Below are 24,104 nucleotides of genomic sequence, written 5' to 3' on the forward strand. Positions count from 1 at the left end.
AACTCCCGCAACACCCCTGCCCCGGCACCCGCGCCCCCAGATCACCCACCCGGCCACGCACCACGACGACCCGGCCTCCCGAAACGCAGCCGTGCGACGACGGAACAACCACGATCGCCGCGGCGACCGATCAGCCGCCCAACTCGCGCAACAAAACCCCCGGCCCCAGCACCCGCGCCCCCAAATCACCCACCCGGCCGCGCAACTCCCGGTCCGCCGTCACCACCACGACGTGGTCGTCCGGGCGTTGCCGGGCCGCGGCGGTCACCTCGACGATTTTCGAATCGCCGTCGGCCTCCGCCGCGACGACCTCTACTCCCGGGATCGGTTCCACTCCTCTGGCCTTGCCCTCGACCACCAGCACCACCCGGGGCCACCACGACCACGCCGGGCCCGCGCCGATTCCGGTCACGTCGTCGCGCAGGCCGTTCTCCGCGGGGGCGGTCAGCTGGTCGCGCAGGCGTTCCGCGGCGCCTCGGCGGTCGCGCCACCAGCCGTCCGGGCGGGAGCCCATCACGTTCGCCGCGTCGACCACCAGCACCAGTTCCCGGCCCAGTTGCTCGCGCAGCACCGGCCAGGCGAGGGCGAAATCGCGGTGCAGGTCGAGCGCGGCGACCTCGTCCGGCGGGACCCAGCGCATCTCGGCGCTTTCCTCGTTCGCGACCTGGGCCTGCAACGCGCTGTCGGCCAGGCCGAGCACGGTCGTGTACTGCCATTCGCCGTGGTCCAGCACCGAGGCGGACATCGCGCGGAACGCGGACGCGGGGATCGCGGCTTCTTCCCACGCTTCCCGAGCGGCGGCCTCATGCACGGTCTCCCCGGCTTCGAGGGCGCCGCCGGGCAAGGCCCACGTGCCGCCGTTGTGCACCCACCACGCGCGCCGCTGCAGCAGCACCCCGCGGCTGGGATCGCACAACAACAACCCGGCCGCACCGAACGCACCCCAGTGCTGCCTGCCGCAAGAGCACCGCACGAAGCGGTTGGCGGTCGTCGGCGTCACCCGGCCCAGCCTTCCACAGAACCTTGTACGTGTTAATCCCGGTCAGAACCAGCTCACAACGTGTCCATCGCCAGCGCCGCCGCGCCCACGATCGCCGTGTCGTCCCCCAGATGCGCGGTGCGGATGCGGGCCAGCGGGCGGTGCCGCGCGCCGGTGATCGCGCCGGCGTAGTGCTCCCGGGCCTCGTCCAGGAACAGCGGCGCGGACTCCGACACTCCCCCGCCGATCACGATGATCTCCGGGTCGAAGACGTCCGCCACCAGCGCGAGCCCTTCGCCGAGCCATTTCGCCAGTTCCGCCATGGCGCGCAAGGCGATCGGGTCGCCGTCGCGGGCCGCGCGGGCCACTCGGCGGCCGGTGACCGAACCGGGGTCGCCGGCGATTTCCCGGGACAGCACGGTGGAGCGGCCGGGGTACCGCGCCAGCAGTTCGACCGCCGTCGCCGCCAGCGCCGTACCGCTGCAGTAGCGCTCCCAGCAGCCGTACTTCCCGCAGGGGCAAGCCCGGCCGTCGCGCACCACGGTGAGGTGGCCGAGTTCCGGCGCGACCCCGTGGGCGCCCCGGTAGATCTCGCCGTCCAGCAGCAACCCCGCGCCGATTCCGGTGCCCAGCGCGACCAGCGCGGCCACCCCGGCCCCGCGCGCGGCGCCGAAGCGATGCTCGGCGACGACCGCCGAATTGACGTCGTGCTCCAGCGTCACCGACAGGCCGACGCGCTTGGCGATCCGGTCCGCCACCGGGGCGTTGCGCCAGGCCAGGTGCGGCGCGAACATCACCGTGCGGCGGTCCCGGGCCACGAACCCGGCCACGGCAAGGCCGACCGCGGCGACGTCGTGCCGGTTGCGCAGGGTCTCGACGACCCCGGCGATGGCGTCTTCGAGCGCGTTCTCCTCGCTCGGCGTACCGACGCGCGCCGTGTCGAGCAGCGAGCCGCGCTCGTCCACGACGCCGGCGCGCACGCTGGTGCCGCCGACGTCCACCCCTACGGTCAGCAATCAGATCTCCCGCTCCGGCTGCAGTCCGCGCGCTTGCGGACGACGATGTGCTGGACCCGCGACGACGGCTCCGAAGCCGACGCCTCCGCCGCGGCGGGCGGATGCGCGGCGGGCCGGAACCCGGGCATGTGCACGCCCTCCTCCGGCTCCCACCGGTCCGCGAGCACCGCCCGCAGCAACGCGACGAGCTGCGCCGCCTGTTCGAGGACCCGGGCCACGAACTCCGGCCGCTCGCCGCGCACGACGGCGACGATCGCACACAGCGGGCACCACCCGCATCCCGAAGTGCTGTCCTCCACATCGGGCGCGCCCGGCTCTTCGGGCTTCGCGCGGTCCCCGTGCCCGGCCGCCATGACGCCTTCCAGCCACGGCGCGGCGCGTTCGATCACCATCTCGACCAGCAGCCGGATCTCCTCGGCCAGCTTCAGGCCGTCCGAGGACCACCCGGCAGCCCCCTCGGCATGCTCTTCGCTCATCCGGATCCCTGGTTCCCGGCCAGGCTGACCACCAGGCCTTCGGCGTCGGATTCCGCGCCGGTGATCCGGCACGGGCGCAGCGTTTCGGGCAGCGCGACGAGCCGGCGGAACCCGTCGACGGTGATCGCCAGGTCGTCGTCCACGCGGGCGAGGTCGACCGCCGAATCCCGGTCCAGCGGAAGCGCGATCCGCAGCCGGAAACCGTCGCCGTCGGCAGCCACCGACAGCAGCGGCGTGACCGGTTTTCCGTTGCCGGACAACGGGTCCCGGCTGCCGTACAGCTCGCGGGCCAGCTCGGCGAGCGCCTCGGCGCCCACCGGTTCGCTCGCCCGGTGCTCGACGCGGGCCAGTTCGTCCGGGCCGAAGCCGGCCTCGGCCAGTTCCGCCAGCACCGCGTCCTGCTGGTCCCGCCGGGTGCGCAGCCACTTCGCCGCCGAACCGCGCCAGAATCCGGGCGCGGGCATGAGCCGGTTGGCGATCAGGCCGTCGACCGCGATGCCGCGCAGCGCCAGCGACGTGAGCGTGCGCCGGGCCTCGGCGACCACCACCCGTTCCGGCGTCAGCACCAGCCGGACGGTCGTTACGCGCGGGTCGGTGAGCAGCTCCCGCAGCGCGTCGAGATGTGCGCCGAGCTTCCGCACCGAAGCCGCGACGCGGCGGTTGCCGAACACCCGGCCCAGGTAGCCCGACACGGCTTCCGGCAGCGAAAGCAAACGCAGCGTTTCCGCGGTGGGCCCGCAGTCGACCACCACGGTCTCCCACGGCCCCTGCGAAGCCAGCCGCCGCACCTCGCTCAGCGCGAGCAGTTCGTCGACGCCGGGCAGCACGGTCAGCTCTTCCGCGTCCAGCACGTCCAGACCGGCTCCGGCCAGCACCTTCCGCAGTTCGCCGCGCAGCTCGTGCCAGGTGCGGTCGGCCAGCGCCCGGGAGTCGACTTGCGCCGCCCACAGCCCGGCCGGCGTGCCGTCGCGGCGAAGGTCCACTTCGGAGGGTTCGGCGCCCAGCGGCGTGCCGAAGGCGTCGCCGAGCGAATGCGCCGGATCGGTGGACACGACGAGCGTCTTCCTGCCGCGGCCGGCGAGCGCGGCAGCGGTAGCCGCGGCGAGCGTCGTCTTCCCGACACCCCCCTTGCCGGTGAACAGCAGGATCCGCATCTAGCCCTCGGCCCTGCGCTTGAGCTCCTTGAGCGCGGTGTCCATGACCATTTTCTCCGCCTTGCGCCGCAGCAGCCCGATCATCGGCAGCGCCAGCTCCACCGACAGCGTGTAGGTGACGCGGGTGCGCCCGCCGCCGAGCGGTTCGAGCGCGTACCGGCCGTTCTGCGCCTTCTGCATCTGGCCCTTGACCAGGTGCCAGCTGACGCCGAGACCGTCGTCGTCCCAGTCGTACTCGAGCGTGTACACGTCCTTGATCGGCCCGGCGTCGAGGGTCAGCTTCACCTGTTTCGCCCGGCCCGCGTCGTCGGTCGCGAGCACCTCGGTCTCGCGGACCGCCTTGGTCCACTCCGGGTACGCGGGGAAATCGGAGATCACCGACATGACCCGTGCGGGCTCGGCGTCGACCTCGATGGACTGCGTGGACTGCTCGGCCATGGACGAAGCGTAGCCGGACAGCACAGTCACCAGCGCAGCACGTAGGGCTGCCCGGTCTCCTTGAAGTGACCCACGTTACGGCACTCGGTGTGCCCGACCCGGCGCCGCACGGCCAGCGGCTGGTGCACGTGCCCGAACACCGACCAGCGCGGACGCTGCCGCCGGATCAGGTCCAGCAGCGCCTTCGACCCGAGTTCGGCGCGGCGCGCGACCACGTCGTAGGTCAGTTCGGGCACCGCGGGCGGGATGTGCGTGCAGAGCACGTCGACCTCGTCCAGCAGCGAAACCGCCGCGTCGAACTCCTCGCGCGCCCGCAGGTACGGCCGCCACGCCGCGCCCTTGCGCGGACGCGGGAGCACGCCGTCGGGCAGCACCGCTCCGCCGGCGAAGCCGAACCGCAGCCCGCCGATGGCGACGACCTCGCCGTCGACCAGGTGCACGCCTTCGCCGGCGAACTCCGGCCAGGCCGAAGGCGCGTCGACGTTGCCGGGGATCGCGTACGTGGGCGCGGTCATCGAGGCGAACAACGTGGAGTACTGCTCGCGGACCGCTTCGTCGACCGCGGCGGCCGGGTCGTCCAGGGTGGCCCACAGCGTGCGCGAGTAGGCGACCGTCTCGTCCCTGGTGCCTTCGCGGCGCAGGCGGGCGAACTCGCCGACCTTCTCCGCGCCGAACAGCACGCCCATGATGCCTTTGTCGTGGTCGTGGTAGTCGACGAAGTCGAGCAGGTCGCCGAGCACGACCAGCGCGTCCGCCCCGTCCCCCGCCCGCTTCAGCGCGTCGGCGTTGCCGTGCACGTCCGAAACGACGTGAACCCGCACAAGAGCCTCCTACTCGACGGTCCGGGGCGGAACCCCCGGCTCGCGCCCGTCCTCGAGGATCTCCTTCAGCCCCAGCGCCACGTCCTTCGCCGCGCGCGCCCGCCGGTCGAATTCGCGGCGCAGTTCGCGCGGGCTCAGCTCGCGCGGGACGCCGCCGGGACCGGCAGGCGTGGCCCGGAGGAAGTAGTGCAGCACGGTGCCGTCGAGAACAGGTTCCAGCCAGACCTCCATGGTACCGATCAAGGCGCCCGTGACGGTCCAGCGCAGGCCCTTGTCCCCCCGGTCGGTGTAGACCCGCAATTCCAGGTCCGGCCAGTACCGCCGCCACGAGCGCGGGTCGGCGAAGGCGGCCGCGACGGTGGACGGGGGCACCACGAGGAAGGTCTCGTCTACGAGATCGAGTGCTGGCGGTTCGTGCACCCGGACACGATGTCACGACCTCGCCGCGCGCCCCGTGCCAGCATGGTCTTAAGGTCTACGGCACGCTAAGTTGACTGGCGGGTAACCGCACGCGTCGAACACGGAGGTCCACGTGCGCGAATACAGCGCCCCCGCCGGGAAGCCGGTGACCGACGACGAGAACCTGGCCGATGTCGTCTGGGCGAACGCGGAGCGGTTCTCCGACGTGGTCAGCTTCCGGCGGCAGGTCGAGGGCACCTGGCTCGACGTGACCGCGAAGGACTTCGCCGACCAGGTCGCGGCCGTGGCCAAGGGCCTGATCGCGGCGGGCGTCGGGCACGGCGACCGGGTCGCGCTGATGTCGAAGACCCGCTACGAGTGGACGCTGGTCGACTTCGCGATCTGGGCCGCGGGCGCGGTCACCGTGCCGATCTACGAAACGTCTTCGCCCGAACAGGTGTACTGGATCCTTTCCGATTCGGCGGCCAAGGCCGTCGTCGTGGAGACCGGCGCGCACCGGAAAGCGGTCGAGGAGATCAGCGGGCGGCTCAGCACGCTCGAGCACACGTGGCAGATCGAGGGCGACTCCCCCGCGGTCGACGAGCTGACCGCGCTGGGCGCCGAGGTCTCCGACGAGGACCTGCACACCCGCCGTCGCGGCGTGACCGCGAACGAGACGGCCACCATCGTCTACACCTCGGGCACCACCGGGCGGCCCAAGGGCGTCGAGCTGACCCACCGGAACCTGCTCGCCGAGATCCGCGCGGACATCGAGGCCTTCCCGGAGCTGATGGAGCAGGGCAACTCGCTGCTGTGCTTCCTGCCGCTGGCGCACATCCTCGCCCGCGCGATCGCGATCACCGCGCTCACCGCCCGCGTCACCCTCGGCCACACGCCGGACGTGAAGAACCTGGTCCCGGACCTCGGCACCTTCCGGCCGACCTTCGTGGTCGCCGTGCCGCGCGTGTTCGAGAAGGTCTACAACACCGCCAAGCAGAAGGCGCACGCCGACGGCAAAGGCAAGATCTTCGACGCCGCCGAGGCCACCGCGGTCGCGTACAGCGAGGCGCAGGAAAAGGGCGGCGCTTCGCTCGGCCTGCGCGCGAAGCACCTGGTGTTCGACAAGCTGGTGTACGGCAAGCTCCGCGCCGCGCTGGGCGGCCGCTGCGTCGCCGCGGTGTCCGGCGGGGCTCCGCTGGGCGCGCGGCTGGCGCACTTCTTCCGCGGCATCGGCGTGCCGGTGTTCGAGGGCTACGGCCTCACCGAAACGTCCGCCGCGGCGAACGTGAACACCAGCGCGGCGTTCCGCGTCGGCACCGTCGGGCGTCCGGTCGCGGGCACCTCGGTGCGCATCGCCGAGGACGGCGAGGTCCTGCTCAAGGGCGACGTCGTGTTCGGCCGGTACTACAACAACCCGGAAGCGACCGCGGAAGCCCTCACCGACGGCTGGTTCCACACCGGCGACCTCGGCGAGCTGGACTCCGAAGGCTTCCTCAAGATCACCGGCCGCAAGAAGGAGATCATCGTGACGGCGGGCGGCAAGAACGTCGCCCCGTCCGGGCTCGAGGACACCATCAAGGCCGCGCCGCTGGTGAGCCAGGTGATGGTGGTCGGCGACCAGCGGCCGTTCATCGCCGCGCTGGTGACGATCGACGAGGAGTACTTCCCGGCCTGGAAGTCCCAGCACGGCAAGCCGGACTCCGCGACGGTGTCCGACCTGGCCGAGGACCCGGACCTGCGCGCGGAGATCCAGGCGGCGGTCGACGAGGCGAACAAGCAGGTGTCGCACGCGGAGTCGATCAAGAAGTTCACCGTGCTGGCGAACGACTTCACCGAGGCGGGCGGCGAGATCACGCCGAGCCTGAAGCTGAAGCGCAACGTGGTGAGCAAGAACTACGCGTCCGACATCGAGGCGCTGTACCGGAAGTGACCCGGACCGGAAAACGGGCCCTCGCCATTCCCGGCGCGGGCCCGTTTTCGTGCCGTCACAGTGCGACCGGCGCCTGGATTTTCGGATTGTTGAAGTATTCCAGCACGAGGTTTTCGCGGATCTTGTCCGCTTTCCCGGCATACCGGGGTTCCTTCAGTATTTCGTCGATTTCTTTCAGCATGTCCAGGTTGTGCTTGCGAACCTCGGCGTTCGGCATGCGGTTGATTTCGTCGACCATGCTGTCGTAGGTCTCGCCCGGTTTCGGCTTGATGCCCGGCTTGAGCATGTAGTTGTCGCGAAGGCCCTCGTTGACGAGGTTCTCGTTCTTGAGCACGTTGTGGTACTCCAGAAGCGAACCGTTGGTGTTGTTCCGGGTGTGGCCGCCGTTCTCCTTTTGGAGGGCATGGCCCAGTTCGTGCGCGATCTCGTTGTCGCCCTTGCGCGGATCCATCACGATCGCGTTGTCGCGCGGGTTGTACCCGGCGCCGCCCTCCCGGTGGACGAAATCGCCTGCTTTCGCGTCGTCGGGGGTCGGGCGGCCGTGCTCGTCGACGAAATCCTTCTTCTGGTACCCGAGCATTTCCGCGAGGGTCTTGTCGTTGTCGCCTTCGCGCAGATTGTGCTTGAGGTAGTCGGGCAGTTCCGACACCTTCGTGCTCATCTTGAACCGCGGATCGTCCGGAACGCGCAGCACCGCGGGCGGGTCCTGCAGCGGCGGCTTCCGGTCCTTGAACTTGGCGACGGTGTCGTCGATTTTGTGGTCGACCCGCTCCTTGTCCTTCTTGGCCTCGTCGCCCTCTTTCATCTTGTACGGCGGGGCTTCTTCCTTCTTGACGACCTCCGTCTTGTTCAGCGCTTCCTTCCGCTTCGCGATCTGCTCTTCCAGCGACAGGCCGGGCTTCTTCGCGGGCGGCGGGCCGCCCGGGACCTTGCCCGGCGGCGGAGGAGGAACTGCCGGAGGTCCGCCGGGGGCTTTGCCCGGCGGCGGAGGCACCGGGGCGCCCGGGACTTTGCCCGGCGGCGGAGGCGGTGGCGGTGGCGGGGCCGACGAAGCCGTGGTCGGTTCCCGGGGCGGCGGGGTCGGCTCGCGCGGCGGAGGGGCGGGTTCGCGCGGCGGCGCCGAGGACGGGTTGGTGTCCTGCACGTGCCCGGCGTTGTTCCCGCCGCCCGGAGTCTCGTTCGGACGCGCTTCGTCGTCCGGGCCGGACTTCTGCCGCGTCAGGCAGTTTCCCAGCCCCAGCGGGTCGGCGTCGGCGAGCGGGTTGGGCACGTACGAAGCCGGGTTCGGGGCCGGGGCGAGGCCGAGCGGGTCCTGGCTCAGGTAGCGGCCGGTGCCCGGGTCGTAGTAGCGGAAAACGTTGTAGTGCAAGCCGGTTTCGTCGTCCGCGTACTGGCCGGGGAACCGCAGCGGCGTGCCGCCCGGGCGGGTGCGGCCCCACAGCGAGCCGGCGGCTCGCCAGGCGACCGTGCCGTAGGCGTCCACCAGACCGACCGGGGTGCCGACCGGATCGGTGACGAACGAGAAGAACCGGGCGCTCGTGCCCAGCAGTTCGGTCTGCGCCACCGGGCGCACGGTGCCGGGCAGGTGGTCCCACGTCAGGGTGAGCGGCGCGGAATCGGCCAGCCGGTGTTCCTGTTCCACCAGCAGCTGCCCGCTCCAGCAGAACAGGGTTTCCTCGGCCGGGGCGTCCGCGCCGGGCAGCCAGCGTTGTTTCGCGATGCGGCGGCCCAGCGGGTCGTAGCGGTAGCGCCACTGGACGCCGTCCGGGGTTTCCACCGCGAGCAGCCGGTCTTGCGCGTCCCAGCGGTAGGTCCAGGTCCGGGAGTTCTCGTGGCGGGCGACGAGCCTGCCCTGGCCGTCGTGGACGTAGCGCACCGCGCCCGCCGCGGCGAGCCGGTTTCCGGTGTAGTCGCGCGGACCGGCGTCCGGTTCGGCGAACGAGAGCTGCGCGTGCCGGATGTTGCCCGACGCGTCGTAGCGGTAGGTCTCCTGGCCGTCCCGCCGGGCCACAGCGGTGACGCGGCCGACGGCGTCGAGCTGATACCGCGTGGGGCCGGACAGCGAATCGTCCACGCCGACCAGGTGACCGTCGGCGCGGTAGTGGTATTCGCGCCGCTGCCGGACCTGGCTGCCCGCGGCCAAAGTCTGCGCGACCAGCTGGTGTTCCGCGTCGAAAGCCTGTGCCAGCACGGTGTTTCCGCCCAGCACCCGCTCGACCTCGTGGCCCGCTTCGTCGTGGCGGAAGAGCACTTCGTGTCCGGCGGTCGACAGCGCGACCGCCTTCCCCTCGTCGTCGAAACTCCACTCGCTGACCGAGCCGGACGGAGTGGTGCGGCGGAGGCCGGAAGGCTCGTGCACATAGGAAACCGCGCGCCCGTCAACCGATTCCCGGACTACGCGGCCGTCTTCGTCGCGCTCGATCTCCAGTACGCAGGAACCTTCGGTGGCCCGGGTGAGGAAACCGACGGGGTCGTACTCGTAGCGGATGGTCCCGCTTTCCGTGCGGCGCTCGATCACGTTGCCTAGCACGTCATAGCTGTACTCGGTGATTACGCCCAATCCGTCGACCGACCGCACGAGCTGGCCCGCCGCGTCGTAGGCGAACTGCCGCTCCCGGCCGTCGAAGTCGGTTTCCGCGACGAGCCTGCCGTCAGCGTCGTAGGTGTAGTGCCAGGTCAGACCGGCCGGGTTGGTGATCCGGACGAGCTGAAGCTCGGTGTCGTACTCGTAGGCGGTGCGGGCGCCGGTGGCGTCGATTTTCGCGACCGGCAGGTCGAAGGGGCCGTATTCGAACCGCGCGTCGACGCGTTCCACGAGGTTTCCTTCGGCGTCGTAACGCCATTCCTCGCGCCGCCCGGACGGGCCGATCCGGCTGGCCTGGCTCCCGTCGACCGTCCAGCCGAAGCGGGTTCCGTCGGCCGCCACGCGCGGGCGGCCGAACTGGTCGCGGCGCACCGGGTCGGGCTCCGCGCGCGCCGGTTCTCCCCCGGTCAGCTGGCGGTCCTGCGCGAATCCGGTCGCCGCGATCCCGGCTTGCGCGGTGAACAGATCCGGTGCGGTGCCCGGCGGATAGACCCGCCGCCAGGTGCGTTCGGCGGTCTCGACGGTGACGGTCAGCGTGCCGTCCGGCGCGGAGCTGACGTGCGCGCGGCTGCCGTCCGGGCGGACGACCGCGGTCAGCAAACCCTCGTCGGTGTACTCGAAACCGGTAGTGCGGCCGAGCGGATCGGTGCGCGACCGCAGCCGGTCGTAACGGTCCCAAGTGGACACTGTGGTCGCGCCGAGCGGGCTGACGTCCTTGGTCGGCTGCGAGGCTTCGTTGAAGTGGAATTCCGTGACGTGGCCGAGTGCGTTGGTGTAGCGGGTGATCCGCTGTTCGCGGTCGTAGGCGAACTCGCCGTCGTACACGCCCCGGTCGCCGACCGTGCGGACGCAGCGGCCCTCGGCGTCGTAGAGGTAGCGGTACCAGACGCCGTTGCGGTCCTGCCAGCCGGCGATCCGGCCATCGGCGTCGTAGTCGTACTGCGTGGCCAGGCCGGAGGAATTGAAGACTCGCACCAGCCGGCCGCGATCGTCGTAGCCGAAGCTGCGGACCAGCACCGGTTCCTGGCCGTCGCCGAGCACCCGGATCGCGGTGACGCGGCCCGCCTGGGAGTCCAGCGCCACGCGGTAGCCCGCGGAATGGCGGATCAGCCGGGGTGCGCCGCTTTCGGCGTACTCGACCTCCATCCGGTCGCCCGCGGCGTCGGTCGCGGCGAGCAGCGGGAAAACGCCGCCGCGTCCGGGGCCGAAGCGCAATTCCGTGCCGTGGACCGGGTCGGCGAGCAGGTATCCGTCGTCGGTCGCGGTCAGCGGTCGGCGCGGGCCTTCCAGCGGCAGCACCGGTTCCCCGGCTCCAGCCCGCGGATACACGAGGATCCGGCCGTCCGCCGCGTAGAACCGGACGGCTCCGGCATCGGCTTCGAGCCGCTGGTCCACCGTCGACGTCCAGCTCGGGCCGAACCAGCGTCCGGACCGGTATGCCGAGACGTGCAGCCGTTCCAGCACGAGCGGGCTCGGCAGTTCGAGGTCGACCGCCTCGAGCAGGACCGAGCCGCGCACGACGTCGACCGGGTCGCCCGCGGTCTTGCACTCGTCCTTGCCGCCCCGGGTGTCGGCCGGCTTCGGGTCGTCCTTCGGCGGCGTCTTGCCGGTGCCGCCCTGGTTGCCGCCCTGGTTTCCGCTCCGGTCCGCCGGGGGCGGCTGCTCGGAGTGGCCGCCCTGTGGTTTGGTCTCGTCCTTCGGCGGCGGCGAATGATTGCCCCGCGGGTTGACCTCGTCCTTCGGCGGCCCGGAATGATCGCCGGAGGCGGTGGTCGAATCGCCGCCCTTTTCGTTCTCCGGCTTGGGTTTCGGCTTCGGTTCGAGGTTCTTCGGCGCGTCCGGCGGCTTGACCTTGCCGCCCTTGACGCCCTTCAACGCCTTCGCCGCGTCCTCGAACAGGACGCCCGCCTTCTTCAGCAGCGGCATCAGCGCCTTGAGCGCGGCGACCAGCTGCTTGGTGATCCGGGCCAGCTGCGCGGCGGTCTTGGCGACGGCGCCTACCACCTGCGGCAGCACCCACGCCATCCCGATCCCGGCGGTGAACAGCACCTGCAGCGCCCAGCTGATCAGGTGCCCGACGAGCTGCGCGATGATGTCGCGCACCAGCATCCGGACCGCCGCGACGACCTCGCCCGCGGTCTTCACCCCGGACGCCGCGCCCTCGGTGCCCTTCTGCGCCGCGCCGAGCAGATTCGCGACGTCCTCGGTGCGCTCGCGGTAGGCGTCGGCCGCTTCGCCGGTCCAGCTCCGCAGGTCCTTCTCGACGCAGGCGGTCAGGTCCTTGCCGATGCTCTCCAGCTCTTTGGCGACGTTCTGCCACGTCTCGGCCTGCGCCTTGATCTCGTCGGCCTTGCCGGTGAGCGCCTCCAGCGCCTCCTTCAGCGGCCCTACGTGCTCGATCAGCCAGCCGACGCCCGCCGCCAGGATCGACCCGAACGGATCCATCGCGGTCGACAGCACGTCCAGCGCGACCCCGACCGCCCCCATCGCGATCGACGCCCAGTCGCCGGATTCGATGCCGGACTTCACCATCTCGCCCGATTCGAGCAGGGTGATGCCCGAATACGCCTTGGTCGAGTCCTTCGTCTCCGCGATCAACGGGTTGCTCACCCGGACCACGCTATCCGCGGGCCCGCCGCCGCTTTCCGGCCTCGCCCGCTAGGCGCCCGTGCGTCCAGGAAACGGCTGGACGCACGGGCAAAGCTGTCCCGCGGCTCAGGCCTGCGGCGGCTGAGCCTGGTATTGCTGCTGCGGCGCCTGCGCGTACTGCTGCTGCGGGGCGGCCTGCTGCTGTTGCGGGGCCTGCTGCTGCGGAGCCTGCTGGGCGCCGTCCGGGACCACGTACACCGCGGTGCCGTACGCGGCGATCTCGCTGGCCGTGCCGGCGATCTCGTTGCAGTCGAAGCGCAGCGCGAGCACGGCGTTGGCCCCGTGCTGCATGGCCTCCTGGCACAGCCGGAAAAGGGCTTCGTGGCGCGAGTCGGACAGCAGCTTCGTGAGGCCCTTGAGCTCGCCGCCTCCCATCGCCTTGAACCCGGAGCCGATGTTGGAGAACATGTTGCGGCTGCGGACGGTGAGCCCGAAAACCTCGCCGAACACGCGGACTACGCGGTACCCGGGCAGATCGTTCATCGTCGACAGCAGAATCGGGAACTGCTGCGGTGGCGCGGCTTGAGTCATGCGCGGATCGTATCGTCGGCGAGCCGCTCACGCTGTGATTCGCGCGGTCCAGTCCAGATGATGCCGGTATGCCCACCCTCGCTCTTCCCCGACGTCGCGGCCCGCGCTGGCCGCCACGAGCTTCTCGACCCGGGCGCGGCGCAGCCGGTCGTAGGCCGCGAACGCCGCGGGTGCGTCCGGCAGGTCGCGCAGGCACTGGCCGAGCACCACCGCGTCTTCCAGCGCCATCGACGCGCCCTGCCCGGCCGCTGGGGACGCCGCGTGGGCAGCGTCGCCGACCAGCACCATCGACGGCGTCGACCACACGCGGGTGGTCGGCAGGTCGTAGGAATGGCCGCCGTGCACGTTGTCGCCGGTCGCGGCCACGATCGCGGCGCACGGCAGCGGATCGTCCGCGAACGCGGCGTGGGCGAACTCGCGCCAGCCTTCCGGGGTGACGGCGGCGATCTCGGCGCGCGTGCGCTCCTCGTCGGGGACGCGGGCGAACCAGTACGTCGCGCCGTCCGGGTCGGTGGTGTAGCCGAACGCGGCGCGGCTGCCGCGGAACATCCGGTAAATGCCGGGTGCCGCAGGAAGTCCTCCGGCGCGCGTGTACCCGTAGACCACCGTCAGGCCGGTGAAGCGCGGCGGCTCGGCCTGGGGATCGATGAGCGTGCGGACGACGGAATGCAGGCCGTCCGCGCCGACGAGCACGTCGCCGGACGCGGTGGTGCCGTCCTGGAACGTCGCGGTGCCGCCGTCAGCGGCGGAGACCAACCTCTTGCCGTGGACGATCTCGATGCCCCGGCGTTGCGCTTCTCGTTGCAGCGCATGGTAAAGCGCGGCACGAGTGAGGGTGCGCGGGCCGTCGAGTTCGCGGTCGAACTCGTGCGCGCCGAGGGTGGTCCCGTCCGGGCCGACGAGTTCCATGCCGGTCGAGGCGAAGGACGCTTCGATCACCGGCCGGTCGGCGTCGATCGCGCGCAACGCGTTCATGCCGTTGTGCATCACGACGAGGAACGCGCCCGCGTCCGCTCCCCCGCTGGGGTGCGCCTCGTACACGACCGGCTCGTGCCCGGCGAGCCGCAGCGCCATCGCCGTGACCGTGCCCGCGACTCCGCCGCCGGCGATCAAAACCCGCATCGCGCCCCCTGGATACGACTGTGCCGCCGCCACCGTAGCGGGTGGCGGCGGCACCGGCCGGGGATCAGGCGCGCTGCGCGACCGCGAGCCGCACGCAGACGGCGAGGGCGCGGACGGCCTCCTCCACCTCGGGCAGCTCGGGGAAGGTCGGCGCGATGCGGATGACCGCGTCGGCCGGGTCGTTCCCGTGCGGGTGGGTGGCCCCGGCCGGGGTCAGCGCGACGCCCGCCTCCTTGGCCAGCCGCACGACCTCCTTCGCGGTGCCCTCGGGCACGGTCAGCGAGATGAAGTAGCCGCCGGTCGGCTTGGTCCAGGTCGCCAGGTCGCCCAGCTCCTCGGAGAGGATGCGGTCGACGGCGGCGAACTTGGGCGCGATCAGCTCGGCGTGCTTGCGCATCAGCGCGCGGACGCCGTCGGCGTCCTTGAGGAACAGCGCGTGGCGCAGCTGGTTGACCTTGTCCGGGCCGATGGTGCGCTTGCTGAGCACGCTCTGCCACCAGGCCAGGTTCGCCTCGGACGCGCCGAAGAACCCGACGCCGGCCCCGGCGAAGGTGATCTTCGAGGTGGAGCCGAACACGAACGCGCGGTCCGGGTTCCCGGCCTCGGCGCAGAGGGCGAGGATGTCGGCCAGCTCCGGCTCGTCGTCGGTGAGGTGGTGCACCGCGTAGGCGTTGTCCCAGATGATCCGGAAGTCCGGCGCGGCGGCCGGCATCGCGGCGAGCCGCCCGGCGACCTCGGCGCTGAAGGTGACGCCGGTCGGGTTGGAGTACTTCGGCACGCACCAGATGCCCTTGACCGCGGCGTCCTCGGCGACGAGCCGCTCGACCACGTCCATGTCCGGGCCGGTCTCGGTCATCGGCACCGGGATCAGCTCGATGCCGAACCGCTCGGCGAGCGCGAAGTGCCGGTCGTAGCCGGGCACCGGGCACAGCATCGCGATCCGGGGCTCGTCGGCCCAGCGGCGCGCGGCGCCCGGCAGGGTGCTCAGCATCGCCTGCGCGATGGTGTCGTGCATCAGCTCCAGGCTGGAGTTGCCCGCGGCGAACAGCTGGTCGACCGGCACCTGCAGCGCCTCGGCGAAGATGCGGCGCAGCTCCGGCAGCCCCTTGAGCCCGCCGTAGTTGCGGGTGTCGGTGCCGTCCTCGGCCCGGTACTGGCCGTTCGGCAGCGTCAGGAGATCCGCGGACAGGTCGAGCTGCCGGGGCGACGGCTTGCCGCGGGTGATGTCCAGGGACAGTCCGCGCTCGACCAGCGCGGCGTAGTCGCGACGGGCAGTGTCGACATCGACAGGAGCTGTGGTCATACCACCACGCTAAACCGCGCGCACAAGCCAGTTTGGGCGACCCCCGGCTCTCGTGGGCTAGCGTGGGGCCCGTGCGGTACCTGGTGCATGCCGAGCAGCGGCAGTTCTCCTTGCGGGACAAGGACGCCTGGCGTCCCGGCGACGGCGGGTGGACCGCCGAGGCGGTCGCGGAGCACCGCGTCGCGGTAGAGCCGTCGTCGCTCTCCGTGGCGACCGCGCGCTCCGATTGGGTCGAGGTCGACGTGTCGGCCGCCGCGGCGGCGCCGCCGGTGCGGCCGGACGCGTCCCACGTGGTGGAAGCCGATCTCGACGTCCCCGGCGGCGAGGCGACGCTGGCCGGTCCCGCCGGCTACGCCCGCCAGGAGCACCGGATCGCGGTACCGCCCGGGCGGTACCGGGTCCGAGTGTCCTATGTGGAGAGCGGGCCGCCGGACGCGGACTGGCACGACCACGAGTTCGGCGAGCATTTCCGGTACGTGCTGGACCTGTGGCCGTCCGCCGAAGCCGCCCCGGTCGCGGTGCTGCGCCAGGGCCCCGGGGTCTGGGACGGCTGATATCCCGTTGGCGGCGGGCGGCCGCGGACGGCAGACTCGGCGGCATGCAGTGGATCACCACCGAGATCGGCGAAGAGTTCGTGCGCGGCGCGCTCGAACTGGAACGCACGCCGCAGGGGCTCCTGCCGCACCGGCTGACCGCACGGGCGCGGGCGCAGAACACCGACAGCAGGCTCGCGATGGCGGAGACCCAGCCGTCCGGCGTGCGCTTGGCGTTCCGCACCGAATCGACGGCGATCGAGCTGGACACGCACCGCACGAAAGTGGGCTACGCCGGCGTGCCGCCGCTGCCGGACGGCGTCTACGAGCTGGTGCTGAACGGGCGCCCGGCGGGCTCCGCGACGGTGTCCGGCGGCGACGAGCTGATCCTCGACATGATGACCGGCGAGGGCGAAACCCGCCCCGGCCCGTCCGGCACGGTCCGGTTCTCCGACCTGCCCGCCGGGGCCAAGGACGTCGAGATCTGGTTGCCGCACAACGAAACCACCCGGCTGGTCGCGTTGCGCACCACCGCCCCGGTCTCCCCGCCGCCGCCCGCGCGCCGGGTCTGGCTGCACCACGGCAGTTCGATCAGCCACGGCACCGGTGCGGCGGGCCCGTCGCAGACCTGGCCCGCGCTGGCCGCCGCGGCCGCCGGGGTGGACCTGGTCAACCTGGGCTTCAGCGGGAGCGCGCTGCTCGACCCGTTCACCGCGCGGGCCCTTCGCGACACTCCCGCCGACCTGCTCAGCGTGAAGCTGGGGATCAACGTGGTGAACGCCGATCTGATGCGGCTGCGCGCGTTCGGCCCGGCCGTGCACGGATTCCTGGACACGATCCGCGAGGGACATCCGGACGTCCCGCTGGTCGTGGTTTCGCCGCTGCTCTGCCCGATCCACGAGGACACGCCGGGACCGGGCGCGCCGGACTTCAGCACCGGAACGCTCCGGTTCAAGGCGACCGGCGATCCGGCCTCGGTGGCGGAGGGAAAGCTGACCTTGAAGGTGATCCGGGAGGAGCTGGCCCGGATCGTCCGGGACCGGCAGGATCCGGCACTGCGTTACGTGGACGGGCTTTCCCTGTACGGGGAAGAGGATTTCGCCGCGCACCCGCTGCCGGACGCGCTGCATCCGGACGCGGCGACGCACCGGCTGGTCGGCGAGCGGTTCGCGAAGCAGGTCTTCGGGGACGGCGGCCCGTTCGCGGAGTGAGGCACGTGGCCTCAGGCCCAGCCTGAGGCCACGATCGTTCAGCTCGCGAACCGGCGGGCGAACTCCGCCATCCCGGTCGGGCGGATGTCCGGGTAACGGCCGTTGTCCAGCGGACGCAGCTTCGCCTTCCCGGTGACCATCGCCCAGATGTACTGCAGCGCAACGTAATCCGTCGGCCCGGCCGCGCCTGCCTTGCGCCGCTCGATCTCCGCCGCCAGCTCTTCCGTGCCGCCGAGGCGCCGCAGCGAGAGGCTCCGCCCGGAACCGCGCTCCAACGCCGCGTGGAAGTCCTTCATGGACAACACGTCACCGGCCACCCGGACCGGTCCGGAGACGTCCGCGTCCAGCGCCACCGCGGCGGTGTAGGCCGCGGTGTCCGCGACGGTGGTGAAGTCGCACGGCTCGTCGCCGTCGCCCCAGTAGCTGAACGTTCCCTTCTCCCAGTCCACGATTTCGAGGAACGGCGCGGTCATCACCTCGTGAAACGCGCCGTTGAGCACGGACGTCACCTGCACCCCGGCGCCGGCGAACGCTTCGTGCGCCTTCCGCCGGTCGTCGAGGAAGACGTTGTCCCCGTCGTCGAGCCGGAACAGATCGACCGCGAAATCCGACGGGATCAGCCGGGACACTCCCGCCTTCTCCGCGGCGCGCAGCAGGGCGAGCTGCCCGTCCACGACGACGTCCGGGCCGCCCTGCACCGCGGAGACGACCACGTCCACGCCGTCCAGCGCGCGGTCGGGCCGATCGAGCGTGCCCTGGACGATTTCCGCGCCCCGTTCCTTCAGCGTCCGCGCCGTCTCGGCCCCCGCGCTCTCCGGCCGGACCAGCGCCCGCACCTGCGCGCCGCGCCGCAGCAGGCTCGCCGCGATCTCGCTGCCCAGCATTCCCGTGGCCCCCGCGACCAGCACCTTCGTCACTTGTCATTCCTCCTGGATCACTGCTGCTTGACTTCGGCGATCGCGACGCTAATCCTTGAAACCGATTACAAGGTCAAGTCATCGGAGCCAGGTCACATGCGCATCGGGGAACTGTCCAAGCGGACCGGCGTCGACGAGCAGCTGCTGCGGTACTACGAAAAACAGGGCCTCCTGCACCCGGCCCGCACCCCGAACGGCTACCGCGAGTACGCCGAGGCCGACGTCAGCGCGGTGCGCCGGATCCGGGAGCTGCTCGCCGCGGGCCTGCCCACCGCGACGATCGCCGAGATCGGCTCGTGCGTCCGGGACGAACCGCTCACGCCCGCCTGCGACGGAGTGCTCGAACGGCTGCGCGGCGAGCGCGACCGCATCGACGCGGCGCTGGCCCGCCTCCAGTCGTCCCGCGCGGCGCTGGACACAGTGATCCAGCGCCGGACCGCGACCTGACGGCCCCGGCTGCTAACTTCCGCCCATGGCGGACCACACTCTCCAGCAGCTGCTCACCAGCGCCGACAGCGGCGTCCTCCTGTTCGGCATCACCCCGCCCCGCCTGAGCACCTCGCCGGAGCGGATCCAGGAGATCACCGCCGCCACGCTGGCCAGGCTCGCCTCGCTGGACGTCGACGGGCTCGCCCTCTACGACATCGACGACGAGAGCGACCGCAATCCCGAGGAACGGCCGTTCCCGTACCTGCCGACCCTCGATCCGGCCGTCTACCACGCGGACTATCTCACCGAGTGGGACCGTCCCGCGGTCATCTACCGCTGCGTCGGCAAGTACCCCGGCGACGAACTGCGGGACTGGCTGCGGACCGCCGACACCGACCGCGTGCTGTCCGTCTTCGTCGGCGCGTCCTCGCAGGGCAAGGAGGTGCACACCCGGCTGTCCGAGGCGCACGCGCTGCGCCGGGAAGTGCGCCCGGACCTGCTGCTCGGCGGCGTCGCCATCACCGAACGCCCGGACGAACACCTCCGGCTGATCGCGAAGCAGCGGGCCGGCTGCGCGTACTTCATCTCGCAGGTGATCTACAGCGCCGACGCGGCCAAGAGCATGGTCTCGGACTACTTCTACACCTGCCGCGAGCAGGGACTCGACCCCAAACCGGTCCTCTTCACCCTCTCGGTCTGCGGTTCGGCGAAAACGCTGGCATTCCTGAAGTGGCTCGGCGTCCACGTCCCGCGCTGGCTGGAAAACTCGCTTCGGCACGCGGACGACACGCTGGCCGAGTCGTACGAGCAGTGCCTGGCGAACGCCCGGGAACTGGCCGGGTTCTGCCGCAAGCTCGGGATGCCGTTCGGGTTTCTCGTGGAGAGCGTCTCGATCCGGAAGGTCGAGATCGAGGCTTCGGTGGCTCTTGCGCGCGAGGTGAGCGGGTTGCTCGGCCGGACGGCTACAGCGGATCCAGCGCGGTGATCTTCCACTGCCCATCAGTCCGATGCGCAGTCACCGACAACTGCCCCACCCCCGACCGAGGCGCACCACCCCCGGGCAGAATCGTCTGCTGGTCAAGAAAAAGCAGCAAACTCGCGTCATCACCCCGCAACGAGCGAACCCCGATCGTACGCACCGTCGTCGTCCGAACCAGCTTCTCGTTCTCCGCCCGCTGCCGAGCCGCGGCGAACTGGCTTTGGTACTGCCCCACCGCCGGACCGGTCAGCACATCGGCCGCAGCGCGGGCGGTGCGGTCCAAATTCGCGTAGTCGTAAGAAAAAACCGCCTTCACCGCGGCACTCACCTGCTCGGTGACCTGCGCCGTCGCCGCCGGGTCGACCATCGCCTCGTCGTCCTCGGGCTGCAGCAGCGACGTCTGCACCCCGAACCACACCGCGCACGCCAGCGCGACCGCGGCCACGGCAGCGGTGATTGTCCGGCGGTTCACGAGCCCACCGCCTGCACGCCGCCGATCTTCCACGTGTCGCCGTCTCGGGCGAAGTCCACGGCGAGCCGCGCTTGTTTCGCCGAAGGCGCGCCGTCGCCGGTGCTCACGCGGACGTTCAGCACCGCGATCAACCGGGCCGTTCCCTCCGCAGGGTTCAGGTCGGTGACCGCGGCTTGCACCAGCGAAGCCGTCGACACGGTTTTGGTCCGTTTCGCCCGGTCGATCTGCAGCTGCCGGTCGCCGGAAAGGTCTTTGCCGTACTGGCCGGTCGTCGCGGCGATCCAGCGGTCCACGTCGACCGCGCTCGTGCGGTAGTCGATCGTGTTCAGCGTGACCAGCTGAGTGCTCGCGGCGGCCAGCACGGCGTCCCGGGCCCGGCCGCGGGCCAGGCTGTCGTCGTGCGCCGCGCTCCACCACGACCAGCCGAACCACGCGGCGGCCAGCACCGCGACCGCGGCGAGCGCGGTCAGCACCCGCTCGTTCCGGAAGATGCCCGCAGCCATCACGAACCGCCCAGCAACGCCCCGAGCCCGCCCTTCAACGGCGCGGTCAGCTGCCCCAGCAGGCCCGGCAACTGCTGCTGCGAACCCTGGTCCGAAGGCGCGGAAGCCTTGGGCGCGGCCGGAATCGCGGGCGGCTTCCCCGCGTAAGGCGCGTTCTGCGCACCCCGCACCTCCGTCGGGCTGCCCGGCGGCTCCGCGCAGTAGGCGTTCATGTTGACCGGCGCGTCGCTCGTGTCGTTGGCCGGACGCTGTTTCGTGCCCTCATACCCCTTCGTGCACGAATGCGGATCGAAGAAGTTGAACACCACGCCCAGATGCCCGGTCCCGTCCGGCGAGGTCGTCGGCGAGAACGCCGAGATCACCGGATACGCCACCAGCAGTTCCTCGATCGCGTCCTTCCGCATCGAGGTGACCTGCGCGGTGGTGAGCGAGTTCGCGAACAGCACCCCGAGGTCGGTCCCGGAAGTCGCGAGCACGTCGCTGATCTGGCGGCTCAGCTGCGGAGCCTCGTCGATCACCTTGCGGAGAGCCGGATCCGACGACTTCAACTGCCCGGCGATCGTCTTCAATCCGGACGCGAACGCCGTGATGTTCTGCGCCTGCCGCTCCTGCGTCGCGAAAACCGTGCGCGAATTCGCCAGCAACCCCTGCGTGTCCGGCACGTACTGGGCGGCCGTCGCGGTGAGCGAACTGGTGCTGTCCAGCAGTTTCTGCAGCTGCGGCCCGGATCCGGCGAACGCGTCGTACGTCTCGTCCACCACGGTCTTCAACGACTCCGGATGAACGCTCGCGACGAGGCCGTCGAGATGCGTCAGCACGGAATCCGGTGTCGCGGGCAGCGACGTGCGGTCCTGCGCGATCACCGCGCCGTCCTCCAGGTACGGTCCGGATTCGCGGTCCGGCAGCAGGTCCACGAACTGCTCCCCCACCGCCGACCGGTTCGCCACCTGCGCGTGCAGCGCGGACGGGATGTCCGGGCCGCCGGAGTCGATGTCGAGCCGGACGTCGATGCCGTGCGGCGTGAGCGTCATCGCTCCGACCCGGCCGACCGTCACCCCGCGGTAGGCGACCTCGGAGTTCACGAAAACCCCGCCGGAATCCGGCAATTTGAGCGTCACGTGATATCCGCGGTTGCCGAAAATCCGGTCGAGACCGGCATAACGGCCGCCCGCGTACGTCACCGACACGACGGCGATCACGAAGAACACCAGCAGCTGGATCCGGGTTTTGCGCGTGTTCATCAGCCGCCTCCCACCAGACCGCCGAGCAGACCGCCCAAGACCCCGCCGTACCCCGGTTTCGCTCCGCCCGTGGACGGCGTGTTCGGCAGCGGCAACGGCAGCTGCGGCATCCCCTGCCCGGCAGCGGGCGGAGCACCGCCGGGCGACGCGGGGACCGAAGGCGTCGGCAGCTGGAACGGCGGCTGCGACGAGTTCGTGAAGTTCTGCACCAGCTTGTCGAGATCGAGGTTGATCCGCGCGTCGACGTTCGCGTAGTCGCCCTTGATCACGTTGCCCGCGTAGTCCGGGAACGGGTAGGTGAGCAGGATCCGCAGCGCGTTCGGCAGGTCCTTGCCCGCCGCGCTGAGCTGGCGCAGCGTCGGCTCGAGCGCCTTGAGGTTGGCGACGAGCTGGTCCCGGCTGCGGTTCACCGTGTCCACCGCGACGCCGGACAGCTTGTTCAGCGCGTTCAGCATCCCCACCAGCTGGTCGCGCTGATCGGCGACGATCTTCAGCCCCGGCGCGAGTTTGTCCAGCGCGGTGGCGAGGTTCTGCTTCTGCCCGGCGAGCGTGGTGGACAGCTTGTCCAGCCCGTCGATCGCCCGCAGGATCTCGCCCTTGTGCCCGTCGAGCTGGGTGGCGAGTTCGTCCACTCGGGACAGCAGCGCGCGCATCTGCGGTTCGTTGCCCGACAGCGCGTCGTTGAGTTCGCGGCTGATGTTCTGCAGCTGGTCGGCGCCGCCGCCGTTGAGCAGCAACGACAACGCGCCCAGCACCTCTTCGATCTCCGGATTGCGGTTCGTGCGCCCGAGCGGGATCTGCGCCCCGTCGGCGAGCTTGCCCGTCGGCTTCTCCGCGGCCGGCGCGCTCAGCTGCACGAACTTCTCGCCGAGCAGACTGGACTGACGCAGTTCGGCCCGCGCGTTCGCGGGCAGCTGGACGTCGCCGTTCACCGTCATCGACACGAGCGCGGACCGGGTGTCCGGCGTGAGCGCGATCCGGTCGATCCGGCCGACCGCGACGTCGTTCACCTTCACGTTCGCCTGCGGCACCAGGTCCAGCACGTCGGTGAACAACGCGGTGACGTGATAGGGATGGTCGCCGACGTCCGGACCGCCGGGCAACGGCGTCGAGTACAGGCCGTTGAACCCGCCGTCGCTGCATCCGGCGAGCACCAGCACCCCGGCGAGCACGCCCGCCAGCCGTTTGCGGAGGCGGTTCACTTGGTGCCTCCGGGTTTCTGCGTCAGCACATCGACGAGCGGCAGCGGCAACGGCGGCAGCTGGCCGTTCTGCAACGAGTTCAGCGCCTGCGGAATCGACGGCAGCTTCAGCGTGCCGTCGAGCACCGGCGCGAGCTTCTTGCAGATGGTGCCGAGCGTGTCCGGCAGCGGCTTCGGCGTGCCCGCGCTGATCAGCCGGCAGACGGTGAGGATCGGCGGGTTGGTGATCTCGTTCAGGTTGTCGCGCACCGCGATCGTGCCGGACGCCGCGTCGTAGGTGTTGATGAAGTTCGTCGCCCCGGTCGGCGCGATGTCGAGCACCTCGGCGAGCGCGGCCCGCTGGTCCACCAGCACCTTGGTCAGCGACGCCAGTTTGGCCACATTGGACGAAAGCCCGTTCTTGTTGTCCGCCACGAACTGTTTCACGTCCTGCAGCGACGTGGACAGCGATTCGAGCGCGGCCCCGACGTCGTGCGAATCGTCGGCGAGGAAGCCGCTGACGTCCGCGAGCCGCTGGTAGAACTCGTTCAGCTGACTGTCGCTTTGGGACAGTGCGGAGGTGAAGGAGTTCAGGTTCTTCACCGTGGAGAACAGGTCGTCCTTCGAATCGTCGAGCGTGCCGGCCAGTTCGGCGAGCCGGGTGACGGTCGAGTTCAGGTCCTTGCCGTTGCCCTTCAGATTGGCCGCGGCGGTGTCCAGCAGATCGGAGAACGCGCCGTTCTTGTTGGCCCCGTTGGGTCCGAGCGCGGTGGACAGCTTGTCGAGACTCGCGTAGAGGTCGTCCAGTTCGACCGGCGTCGCGGTCTTGTCGCGCGCCAGCACGGTTCCGCTCGCGAGCGTCGGGCCGCTGTCGTACGCCGGAGTCAGCTGGACGTAGCGGTCGCTCACCAAACTCGGCGAGACGACGACCGCGCCGACGTCCTTCGGGATCGGCACGTCGTCGTTCACCTTCATGTCCACGCGCACCGCTTGGCCTTCCGGCGTCACCGCGGTGACCTCGCCGACCGCGACGCCGAGCACCCGCACCGACGATCCGGCGTACAGGCCGACGGTTTTCCCGAAATACGCCGAAAGTTTTATGCCGCCAGTGTCGCGCAGGACCAGGTAGATCCCCGCGGTAAGCAAAAGCGCGGCCACGCAAGCGAAGGAGAGCCAGGTGAGCAGGCTCCGTCCCGCTTTGGTTTCGACAGTCATGACGCCTCCGCGGGAAAAAGTA

General features: G+C 70.8%; 22 protein-coding genes. 5 read left to right on the forward strand and 17 right to left on the reverse strand.

Annotated elements, in window-relative coordinates:
• Positions 1–130: 130 nt before the first annotated feature.
• From F9C12_RS12075 to F9C12_RS12105, 7 genes are read right to left on the reverse strand one after another with little or no spacing between them, the layout of a single operon-like run.
• Positions 131–1,000, reverse strand: coding sequence for an NUDIX domain-containing protein (locus F9C12_RS12075; protein ID WP_409182072.1), 870 nt, complete (start codon positions 998–1,000; stop codon positions 131–133).
• 53 nt (positions 1,001–1,053) lie between these two features.
• The gene (locus F9C12_RS12080; protein ID WP_409187061.1) at positions 1,054–1,980 is read right to left on the reverse strand and encodes an ROK family protein; all 927 of its coding nucleotides are present in this window, start codon (positions 1,978–1,980) and stop codon (positions 1,054–1,056) included.
• 8 nt (positions 1,981–1,988) lie between these two features.
• A complete protein-coding gene (locus F9C12_RS12085) occupies positions 1,989–2,471 on the reverse strand; it encodes a hypothetical protein (protein ID WP_409465918.1) in 483 nt (160 codons plus the stop codon).
• The gene (locus F9C12_RS12090; RefSeq protein WP_409465919.1) at positions 2,468–3,625 is read right to left on the reverse strand and encodes an ArsA family ATPase; all 1,158 of its coding nucleotides are present in this window, start codon (positions 3,623–3,625) and stop codon (positions 2,468–2,470) included. Before F9C12_RS12090 ends, F9C12_RS12085 begins: the two co-directional genes overlap by 4 nt.
• On the reverse strand, positions 3,626–4,063 hold the full coding sequence (locus F9C12_RS12095; RefSeq protein ID WP_409182076.1) for an SRPBCC family protein: 438 nt from the start codon (positions 4,061–4,063) through the stop codon (positions 3,626–3,628).
• 26 nt (positions 4,064–4,089) lie between these two features.
• Positions 4,090–4,884 (reverse strand): metallophosphoesterase, encoded by a 795-nt coding sequence (locus F9C12_RS12100; RefSeq protein WP_409182077.1) that lies wholly within the window; start codon positions 4,882–4,884, stop codon positions 4,090–4,092.
• A gap of 9 nt (positions 4,885–4,893) precedes the next feature.
• A complete protein-coding gene (locus F9C12_RS12105; RefSeq protein WP_409182078.1) occupies positions 4,894–5,304 on the reverse strand; it encodes a polyketide cyclase / dehydrase and lipid transport in 411 nt (136 codons plus the stop codon).
• A gap of 112 nt (positions 5,305–5,416) precedes the next feature.
• Between F9C12_RS12105 and F9C12_RS12110 the strand changes: the two genes are divergently transcribed.
• Positions 5,417–7,213, forward strand: coding sequence for an AMP-dependent synthetase/ligase (locus tag F9C12_RS12110; RefSeq protein ID WP_409465920.1), 1,797 nt, complete (start codon positions 5,417–5,419; stop codon positions 7,211–7,213).
• 55 nt (positions 7,214–7,268) lie between these two features.
• Here F9C12_RS12110 and F9C12_RS12115 read toward each other — a convergent pair whose 3' ends face one another.
• The 4 genes from F9C12_RS12115 to F9C12_RS12130 form a co-directional block, all read right to left on the reverse strand.
• Positions 7,269–12,407, reverse strand: coding sequence for an RHS repeat-associated core domain-containing protein (locus tag F9C12_RS12115; RefSeq protein ID WP_409465921.1), 5,139 nt, complete (start codon positions 12,405–12,407; stop codon positions 7,269–7,271).
• A 105-nt stretch (positions 12,408–12,512) separates the two neighbouring features.
• A complete protein-coding gene (locus F9C12_RS12120) occupies positions 12,513–12,977 on the reverse strand; it encodes a YbjQ family protein (protein WP_409465922.1) in 465 nt (154 codons plus the stop codon).
• A 27-nt stretch (positions 12,978–13,004) separates the two neighbouring features.
• Positions 13,005–14,099 carry an FAD-dependent monooxygenase gene (locus F9C12_RS12125; RefSeq protein WP_409182082.1) on the reverse strand — a complete coding sequence of 365 codons (1,095 nt, stop codon included), beginning with the start codon at positions 14,097–14,099 and terminating at the stop codon, positions 13,005–13,007.
• Between the two features lie 64 nt (positions 14,100–14,163).
• Positions 14,164–15,402, reverse strand: a complete 1,239-nt coding sequence (locus F9C12_RS12130; RefSeq protein ID WP_409465923.1) for an aminotransferase class I/II-fold pyridoxal phosphate-dependent enzyme — start codon at positions 15,400–15,402, stop codon at positions 14,164–14,166.
• A 71-nt stretch (positions 15,403–15,473) separates the two neighbouring features.
• On the opposite strand from F9C12_RS12130, the gene F9C12_RS12135 reads away from it, so the two are divergent.
• On the forward strand, positions 15,474–15,956 hold the full coding sequence (locus tag F9C12_RS12135) for a hypothetical protein (RefSeq protein ID WP_409465924.1): 483 nt from the start codon (positions 15,474–15,476) through the stop codon (positions 15,954–15,956).
• A 44-nt stretch (positions 15,957–16,000) separates the two neighbouring features.
• On the forward strand, positions 16,001–17,146 hold the full coding sequence (locus tag F9C12_RS12140) for a GDSL-type esterase/lipase family protein (RefSeq protein ID WP_409182085.1): 1,146 nt from the start codon (positions 16,001–16,003) through the stop codon (positions 17,144–17,146).
• 38 nt (positions 17,147–17,184) lie between these two features.
• On the opposite strand, the gene F9C12_RS12145 is transcribed toward F9C12_RS12140, so the two are convergent.
• Entirely contained in the window at positions 17,185–18,063 is an 879-nt protein-coding gene (locus F9C12_RS12145; RefSeq protein WP_409465925.1) for an NmrA family NAD(P)-binding protein, read from the reverse strand.
• Positions 18,064–18,159: 96 nt separating this feature from the next.
• On the opposite strand from F9C12_RS12145, the gene F9C12_RS12150 reads away from it, so the two are divergent.
• A complete protein-coding gene (locus F9C12_RS12150) occupies positions 18,160–18,510 on the forward strand; it encodes a MerR family transcriptional regulator (RefSeq protein WP_409182088.1) in 351 nt (116 codons plus the stop codon).
• Positions 18,511–18,535: 25 nt separating this feature from the next.
• A complete protein-coding gene (locus F9C12_RS12155; protein ID WP_409465926.1) occupies positions 18,536–19,477 on the forward strand; it encodes a methylenetetrahydrofolate reductase in 942 nt (313 codons plus the stop codon).
• On the opposite strand, the gene F9C12_RS12160 is transcribed toward F9C12_RS12155, so the two are convergent.
• Genes F9C12_RS12160 through F9C12_RS12180 form a run of 5 tightly spaced genes read right to left on the reverse strand, consistent with a single transcriptional unit; the run spans position 19,455 to position 24,082 of the window.
• Positions 19,455–19,943, reverse strand: a complete 489-nt coding sequence (locus F9C12_RS12160; protein WP_409465927.1) for a hypothetical protein — start codon at positions 19,941–19,943, stop codon at positions 19,455–19,457. The genes F9C12_RS12155 and F9C12_RS12160 overlap by 23 nt on opposite strands.
• Positions 19,940–20,446: a hypothetical protein gene (locus F9C12_RS12165; RefSeq protein WP_409465928.1), complete on the reverse strand. Its 507-nt coding sequence runs from the start codon at positions 20,444–20,446 to the stop codon at positions 19,940–19,942. Before F9C12_RS12165 ends, F9C12_RS12160 begins: the two co-directional genes overlap by 4 nt.
• Positions 20,446–21,687, reverse strand: coding sequence for an MCE family protein (locus F9C12_RS12170; RefSeq protein ID WP_409182092.1), 1,242 nt, complete (start codon positions 21,685–21,687; stop codon positions 20,446–20,448). The genes F9C12_RS12165 and F9C12_RS12170 overlap by 1 nt, the downstream gene beginning before the upstream one ends.
• Complete coding sequence (locus F9C12_RS12175; protein WP_409465929.1) at positions 21,687–22,889, reverse strand: MCE family protein; 1,203 nt, start codon at positions 22,887–22,889, stop codon at positions 21,687–21,689. Before F9C12_RS12175 ends, F9C12_RS12170 begins: the two co-directional genes overlap by 1 nt.
• Positions 22,886–24,082 carry an MCE family protein gene (locus F9C12_RS12180; RefSeq protein WP_409465930.1) on the reverse strand — a complete coding sequence of 399 codons (1,197 nt, stop codon included), beginning with the start codon at positions 24,080–24,082 and terminating at the stop codon, positions 22,886–22,888. The genes F9C12_RS12175 and F9C12_RS12180 overlap by 4 nt, the downstream gene beginning before the upstream one ends.
• Between the last annotated feature and the right edge of the window lie 22 nt (positions 24,083–24,104).

The organism is Amycolatopsis sp. GA6-003, from assembly GCF_046267895.1.
Classification (GTDB): Bacteria; Actinomycetota; Actinomycetes; order Mycobacteriales; family Pseudonocardiaceae; genus Amycolatopsis.